Annotated in this window: 6 protein-coding genes; 1 reads left to right on the top strand and 5 read right to left on the bottom strand. The window is 71.5% G+C overall.

What is annotated here, in order from left to right:
• The 5 genes from FNH05_RS27035 to FNH05_RS27055 all read right to left on the bottom strand — a co-directional run.
• On the bottom strand, positions 1-857 hold an 857-nt coding region (locus FNH05_RS27035; protein ID WP_144591549.1), incomplete at its 3' end, for an alpha/beta fold hydrolase.
• Entirely contained in the window at positions 854-2503 is a 1650-nt protein-coding gene (locus tag FNH05_RS39480) for an ABC transporter ATP-binding protein (protein ID WP_144591550.1), read from the bottom strand. The genes FNH05_RS39480 and FNH05_RS27035, both read right to left, overlap by 4 nt.
• Complete coding sequence (locus FNH05_RS27045) at positions 2500-3366, bottom strand: ABC transporter permease (RefSeq protein ID WP_144591551.1); 867 nt, start codon at positions 3364-3366, stop codon at positions 2500-2502. The genes FNH05_RS39480 and FNH05_RS27045 overlap by 4 nt, the downstream gene beginning before the upstream one ends.
• A 5-nt stretch (positions 3367-3371) precedes the next feature.
• Positions 3372-4352: an ABC transporter permease gene (locus FNH05_RS27050; RefSeq protein WP_144591552.1), complete on the bottom strand. Its 981-nt coding sequence runs from the start codon at positions 4350-4352 to the stop codon at positions 3372-3374.
• 25 nt (positions 4353-4377) lie between these two features.
• Positions 4378-6030 (bottom strand): ABC transporter substrate-binding protein, encoded by a 1653-nt coding sequence (locus FNH05_RS27055; RefSeq protein WP_222426719.1) that lies wholly within the window; start codon positions 6028-6030, stop codon positions 4378-4380.
• 337 nt (positions 6031-6367) lie between these two features.
• Here FNH05_RS27055 and FNH05_RS27060 point away from each other — a divergent pair, with 337 nt between their 5' ends.
• Positions 6368-7420 (top strand): LacI family DNA-binding transcriptional regulator, encoded by a 1053-nt coding sequence (locus FNH05_RS27060; protein WP_222426720.1) that lies wholly within the window; start codon positions 6368-6370, stop codon positions 7418-7420.
• Positions 7421-7515 lie beyond the last annotated feature (95 nt).

Below are 7515 nucleotides of genomic sequence, written 5' to 3' on the forward strand. Positions count from 1 at the left end.
CCGCTGAGCAGCGCGGCGGTGGCCGCCGGGTTCTCCTGGTTGGGCAGGTGCCCGGCGTCCGGGATCACCGCGTAGCGGCCGCCGAGGAGTTCGGCGCTGCGCCGCTGCCAGGGTTGCGGCCACGCGTCGGAGTCGCGCACCCCGTGCGCGACCAGGACGGGCAGGCCGGTGGCGGCCAGCGCGAGGGTGTGGTCCTCGGGGTCGCGGAGTACGGCGATGGCGCCGAGCAGGTTGTCGACGCTGGTGTGCCGCGAGCGTTCCCGCACGAACCGCTCCACCAGGCCGAGTTCCGCCGGGTCGAGCGCGGCCCGTTCCGGGTTGTCCAGCGTCCACAGGTCGGTTCGCTTGCCCGCCGCGCGCAGGCGGTCCTCCTCCGCGGCCTTGCGGCCGGGCCAGCCGTGCGGGCCGCTGCACAGCAGCACCAGGTCGGCGAACTCCCCGGGCGCGGCGAGCGCGGCGGCCTGGGCGACGGTGCCGCCGAAGCTGTGGCCGAGCAGGTGCAGCGGGCCCGCGCCGGTGGCGGCGCGGACCAGCCGGGCGACCTCCACCGCGTCGGCCGCGAACAGCTCGCGGGTGTAGGCGCTTTCACCTTCCGGGGCGGCGGAGTCGCCCTGGCCGCGCTGGCTGAACGCCCAGGCGTCCCAGCCGTGGTCCGCCAGCAGCGGCAGGAGGTCGAGGAAGTCCTCTTTGGACCCGGTGAACCCGGGCACCAGCAGTGCGGTGCCGTGCCCGGTCCCGGCGGGACGGGCCCGCAGGGCGGTCAGGGTGCCCACCGAACAGGCGAGCCGGAGCACCTCGACCCCGCCGGGCACCGGCAGCACGGTGAAGGGGGCACCGGGCGTGACGCGGTCGGTCATGGCGCGGCGAACCTCCGGGCAGGCTGCGGCACCGAGTCCAGCAGCCGGATCGTGTAGTCGTGGGAGGGAAAGCGCAGAACCTGCTCGGTGGCGCCGGACTCGACCACCCGGCCCTGGTGCAGCACCAGGATCCGGTCGGTGACGACGCGGGCGGACAGCAGATCGTGCGTGATGTACAGCAGCGACACACCGAGCCGTACCCGCAGGTCCTCCAGCAGGGCCAGCACCCCGGCCCGCAGCGAGACGTCCAGCATCGAGACGGGCTCGTCGGCGACGAGCACCTTCGGGTCGCTGGCCAGCGCGCGGGCGATGACGACCCGCTGCCGCTGGCCGCCGGAGAGCTGGTGCGGCAGCTTGGCCGCGAACTGCTCCACGGGCGTCAGCCCCACGGTCTCCAGCAGTTCGAGCACCCTGCGGCGGGCCGGTGCCCCCTTCAGGCCGGTGTAGTTGACCACCGGGCGCATGAGCGTGTACTCGACGGTGTGCAGCGGGTTGAGGGCCGAGTACGGGTCCTGGAACACCATCTGCACGTCGGTGTGCAGCCGCTTGAGCTGACGGCGCCTCAGCCTGTCGACGGCCATCCCGCCGAAGCGGATGGAACCGCCGGTGGGCCGCTCCACCCCGGTGATCAGCTTCGCGAGGGTGGACTTGCCGGAGCCGCTCTGCCCCACCAGTGCCAGAGACCGGCCCGGTTCCAGGGTGAAGGACACGTCGTCGACGGCGGTCACCGGCTGCCCGCCGCGGCGCGGCGCCGGGTAGACCTTGCTGACGTGCTCGAGAACGATCGGCTCGTGCCCGGCCGTCACGGTGCCGGCGAGGGGAGCGGCGCGGCGCGCGGGCAGGCCCGGCAGCCGGACCTCCTCCGCCCGCGGGTCGGCGTAGTGACCGAGCAGTTCCCGCGTGTACGGATGCCGCGGGCGCTCGAAGACGTCCCGTGAGGGCGCGTCCTCGACGATCTCCCCGTCCTTCATCACCAGCACCCGGGACGTGGACTCCAGCACCACGCCCAGGTCGTGGCTGATCAACAGGGCGGTGAAGCCCTCGGCGGCCTGGAGTTCGCGGATGGTCCGCATGACGGCGTGCTGCACCAGGACGTCGAGCGCCGTGGTCGGTTCGTCGAAGACCATCAGCCGCGGCTCCAGCGACAGGGCCAGCGCGATGGACACCCGTTGCCGCATCCCGCCCGAGAGCTGGTCCGGGTACCGGTCCAGCACGCTCGCCGGAAGTTCCACCTTCTCCACCAGTTCCACCGCGCGGGCCCGCCGCCGCGGGCCGGGCACGTGACCGTGCGCGGCGAAGATGTCGCCGAAGTGGTGGCCGATGGTGCGGACCGGGTTGAGCGCGTTCATCCCCGACTGCAGGACCATGGCGAAGCCGCCCCGCCGCTGGCGGCGCAGTTGTTCCGCGTCCAGTGCCGCGATGTCGGTGCCGTCGAACAGGATCTGCCCGGCCTGGATCCGCGCGGGCGGTTTGGCCAGCCGCGTCAGCGCGTAGCCGAGGGTCGACTTGCCGGAGCCGGATTCGCCGACCAGTCCGAGGAATTCGCCCTCCTCGACGGTGAACCGGGCCTTCTTCACCGCGTGCGTGGGCACCGCGTCCCTCGGCTCGTAGACGACGGTCAGGTCCTTGACCTCAAGCAGGCTCATCGGCCGACTCCTTCCCTCAGGCGCGGGTTGCTCAGCCCGTCGACGCCGAAGTTGACGAGGGCCATCGCGGTGGCCAGCAGGGCCACGCACAGGCCGGGGGCGAACAGCAGCACCCACTGACCGGTCAGCAGCGCGTTCGAGTTCTGCGCCCAGAAGAGCATCGAGCCCCAGGAGACCGAGCCCGGGTCGCCAAGGCCGAGGAAGGACAGGCTGGACTCCGACAGCACCGCGGCGGTCGCGGCACCGAAGAAGGACCCCGCGATCATCGAGGTCATGTTGGGCAGGATCTCCCGGAAGACCACCCGGGCCACGCTCTCGCCGCTGAACAGCGCGGCGGTGACGAAGTCGCGGGAGCGAAGCGACCGGGTCTGGGCGCGCAGGACGCGCGCGCCCCACGCCCAGCCGGTGACCACGACCACCAGGATGATCATCGCCAGGCCCCCGTTCTGCAGGTAGGCCGCGATGATGATCATCAGGGGCATGCCCGGGACCACCAGGAACAGGTTGACCACGAAGTCGACGACGTCGCCCAGCCAGGAGCGCAGGTAACCCCAGGACAGCCCGACCAGCACCGCGACCACGGTGGACAGGCCGCCCGCCAGGAAGGCCACGGTGATGGACACCCGCGCCCCGTACAGCAGTTGGGAGAGCACGTCTTCGCCGGCGCCGGTGGTGCCGAGCAGATGCGCGGCACTGCCGCCTTCGTTGCGGCCGAAGCCGTTGTCGTGCGGGTCGTGGGGCGCCAGCACCGGCGCCAGCAGCGCCAGCAGCACGAAGACCGCGAGGAGCACGACGCCGACTCGGGCCTTGCCGTTGGCCCAGACCGTCCGGAAGGAGCGGCCGAGCACGCGGAGACCGGCCATGGGGTTCACCGCCTCGTCCTAGGATCGAGAACGCCGTAGAGCAGGTCCACGGCGAAGTTGGCGCAGAGCACGCTCACCGTGATCATCAGGAACAGGGCCTGCATCAGCGGGAAGTCGTGGTTGGTGACGGCGTTGAACAGCAGGTAGCCGACACCGGGGTAGTGGAAGACCTGTTCCACCAGCAGGGAACCGCCCACCACGCCGCCCAGCGCCATGCCGAAGCCGGTCAGGCCGGGCAGCAGGGCGTTGCGGGCGGCGTAGCGCAGTGCCACGGTGCGCCCGCGCAGCCCGTTGGCCTCGGCGAAGGTCACGTAGTCCTCGCCAAGGGTGCCGATCATGGTGTTGCGCATGCCGAGGATCCAGCCGCCCAGCGAGGTGATCAGGATGGTCGCGGCGGGCAGGATCGCGTGGTTGAGCGCGTCCCCGAGGAAGGTCCACGACCAGGTGGGCGTGGCGGCCGGGGAGTAGGCCCCGGAGGTGGGCAGCCACCCGAGCAGGTAGCCGACCGCGAACAGCAGCAGCAGGGCCGTCCAGAAGTAGGGGAACGCGGACAGGAACGTGCCCGCCAGCGTGGGGAGCGAATCCAGCCAGGTACCGCGCTTCCACGCGGCGGCCACGCCGATGAGGCTGCCGAGGACGAAGGCGGCCACGGTCACCAGGCCCACCATGACCAGGGTCCACGGCAGGGCCGTGGAGACCAGGGAGGACACCGGCTGCGGGAAGAAGGTGTAGGAAACACCGAACCGCAGGTGCAGCACGTTGTCCAGGTAGCCGGTGTACTGGCTCCACCAGCTCCCGTGCGGGACGCCGAGCTGGGCCTCGACGGCGGCCCGGGTCGCGGGGGACACCGGGCCGCTCTGGGAGAGCTTGGCGATGGCCGCGTCCGCGGGGGAGCCGGGCATCAGCCGGGGCAGCGCGAAGTTGAGCGTGATCGCCGCCCACAGCGTCAGGAGCAGCAGCCCGAGTTTGCGCAGCGCGTAGCGCATCGTCGTCTCTCCTCGGTCCTCGGGCTCAGTGCGCGCGCTGGAGGCGCGTCACGACCAGCAGCGGGGTGGAGCCCCACGTCATCAGCGAGGCGTAGGGGTTGGCCTCGCTCGGCCAGCCGGTGAACTTCTTCGTGCTGGACAGGCCCCACAGCCCGCCGTAGAACAGGGAGATGGCGGGGAGCTGGTCGTAGACCACCTGCTGGAGCCGGTTGACGATCTCCTTCTGCTTCGCAGGGTCGGTCGTGGCCTTGAACTCGGCGAGCAGCGTGTCGGCCGCGGGGTCGCCGTAACGCTCGTAGTTCGCGCTGGTGCTGGTGCCGACGGGCTTCTTGAAGTCGGAGTTGAGCAGGTTGTTGTAGTCCTGGAACAGCGACCCGGAACCGCCGAAGGAACCCATCACGAGGTCGAAGTCGCCGTTCTGCATGGCCTGCTGGTAGGCGGCGGCCTGCGGCTGGTTCAGCACCACCTGGATGCCCAGCGCGGACAGCTGCTGCTGTACCACCTGCACCCCCTGCAGCCAGTCCGTCCAGCCGTTGGGGGTGGTGATGGTGAGGGTGAGCTGCTTGCCGCCGGCGTCGACGAGCTTGCCGTCCTGCTGGTGGTAACCGGCCTTGGCGAAGGAGGCCAGCGCCTGCTGGGTGTCCTGGGCGACCTTGCCCTGCGCCGGGATGGCCGGGTTGGTCCAGGAGGCGAAGTTCGGCAGCAGCAGGCCGGTCTGGCCGGCGGCCTTGACGTAGCCCTGCTCCGCCCTGTCGGCGATCTTGTCGCGGTCCAGTGCGAGGGACAGGCCCCGGCGGAAGTCGAGGTTGTCGAAGGGCGCCTTGGTGAGGTTGGGGTAGAGCGCGACCGTGCCGCCGGGCGGGAACCAGTAGCTGTTGTGCTGCCGGTCGGCCTTGACCCAGGTGTTGTCGATGTCGCTGAGGAATGTGTAGGCCCAGTCGTAGCCCTTGCTCACGATGTCGAGGCTGGAGTTGGCGGCCGGGGCGACGATCCGGTCCGCGGCGACCTTGCCCGCCTGCCAGTAGGTGGGGTTCTTGGCGAGGACGTACTGGTTGGGCGTGAAGTCCGCGAGCGTGTACGGGCCGGTGACCACGGGGTTGTCGTTGGTCCAGGAGGCCGGGTCCTGGACGTCCTTCCAGACGTGCTGGGGCACGATCAGCTGCTGCGCGAGGACGAGGGCGGCGGGGACGTCGTCCGACTTGAGCCGGAAGACCACGTCGGCGCCGGAGACGGACAGGGAGTCGATGTGCTGCCAGACGCCGAGCGCGTCCAGCGCCGGGGTCCGCTTCACCAGGTCGAAGGTGTAGGCGACGTCGGCCGGGGTGAAGGGCTGCCCGTCGGACCACTGGACGCCCTGCCTGATGTGGAAGACCACGGTCCTGGCGTCGGGCTGGCTCAGCCCGGTGGCGAGGAACGGGGTCGCCGTGCCGTCCAGGCTGTTCACGACCTCCAGCGGCTCGTACATGTAGGTCGTGAGGTTGCGCTTGTTCGGCGAGAACGGGTTGAAGTTCCGCACGAAGGTGGGGGAGCCGTTGTCCCCGCCCACCAGCAGCTCGGCGGTGCCGGAGGCGCCGCCGTTGTCCGCGCCCTGCGGCTTCACGTTCGCGGTGCAGGCGCTGGTGGCCAGCAGGCCGGCCACCCCGAGGGCGGCGGCCCACCGCATTGCACGCGTCTTCACTATCGGATTCCTCCTCGTTGAGGCCTGGCGGCGAGAGGTAGAACGAGCCGGAGGGGCCCGTGCGGCCGGAAGTGTATGCGCATACATTTTGCGAAGGCAAGGCCCGGTGGGCCGAGCATGCCGCGGAACCCGCCGCGGTGTCGCCGAGATCACGAGGCCCGGGGCGGCGCTCGTCCGGGGCGCGCCTCTGGCTGGGGCAAAGGGGACTCCGGTTTCGGCCGGATGCCGGCGGCGGGTAGCGTGTCGGAGTCGATGAATGCGCTTACGTCGTCGTGGGTGGCCGGTCCGGGGCGACGAGGCGACGCCAGTGCCGGGCGAGGGACAGCAGGAGCAGCAGGTGACGACCCCCACCGTCTACGACGTGGCCGACCGCGCGGGCGTGTCGATCGCGACCGTGTCCCGCGTCTACCGCAACCCCGACAGCGTCAAGGCGAAGACGCGGGAGCGCGTCCTCGCCGTGGCCCGCGAGCTCGGCTACGTGCCCAGCGGGAGCGCGCGCGGGCTGGCCAGCCGCAGCACCGGGGTGCTGGGCCTGTGCTTTCCCGACTACACCGATCCGGAGACCGAGACCGCGGCCGGGGACGACGACGATGCGCAGGTGCTCTACGCGGACCAGGTCATCCGCGGGATGGAGCGGGCCGCCCGCCGCCACGGCTACGCCCTGCTCATCTCCGCCTCCCTGCAGGGGGGCGCCGAGCAGCTGATCGGCGGGATGGCCGGTCAGGTCGACGGTTTCGCGGTGCTCGCGCGCACGGTCTCGACCGAGGACCTGGACGTGTACTCGCGCCGCCTGCCGGTGGTGATGCTCGCGGGGCCGCGGGAGATCGACCGCCTGGACCACGTGGAGGTCGCGAACTTCGACGGGCAGCGGGAGCTGACCCGGCATCTGGTCGAGGTCCACGGCCTCACGCGCCTGGCCTTCGTCGGCGGCCCGGAGGACTCTCCCGATGCCGAGGCCCGTTTCCAGGGCTACCAGGCGGCCTGCCGGGACGCGGGCCTTCCGGCAGGCGACGAGCCGGACCTGCGGCGCGCGATGACCCGCGCCGACGGCCGTGAGGCCGTCCAGCAGCTCGCGTTCCGTCCCGGTGGCCTGCCGCAGGGGCTGCTCTTCGCCAACGACCAGATGGCGGTCGGTGCCATGGAGGAACTGATCTCGCGCGGCGTCCGCATCCCCACCGACGTCGCCGTCACCGGCTTCGACGGCATCCCGCTCGGCCGGATGGTCCGCCCGTCCCTGACCACGGTCCGGCAGCCGATGCGCCGGCTCGGCGAGACGGCCGTGGAACTGCTCCTGCGGCGCCTCGCCGACCGCGACCGCGCCCCGGAGTCGGTGATGCTGCCGGTCTCACTGGCGTTGCGCGCGAGCTGCGGCTGCGGCGACGCGGAGTGAATCTGTAAGCGCTTTCAGTACTCTTGGGGCTCCCTGCTGGTCACAGCTCCGGCACCGCACTCGGCGGCCACCCACCCGCCACCCGCGTCCCCAAC

Source organism: Amycolatopsis rhizosphaerae, from assembly GCF_007713715.1.
Taxonomy (GTDB): Bacteria; Actinomycetota; Actinomycetes; order Mycobacteriales; family Pseudonocardiaceae; genus Amycolatopsis_E; species Amycolatopsis_E rhizosphaerae.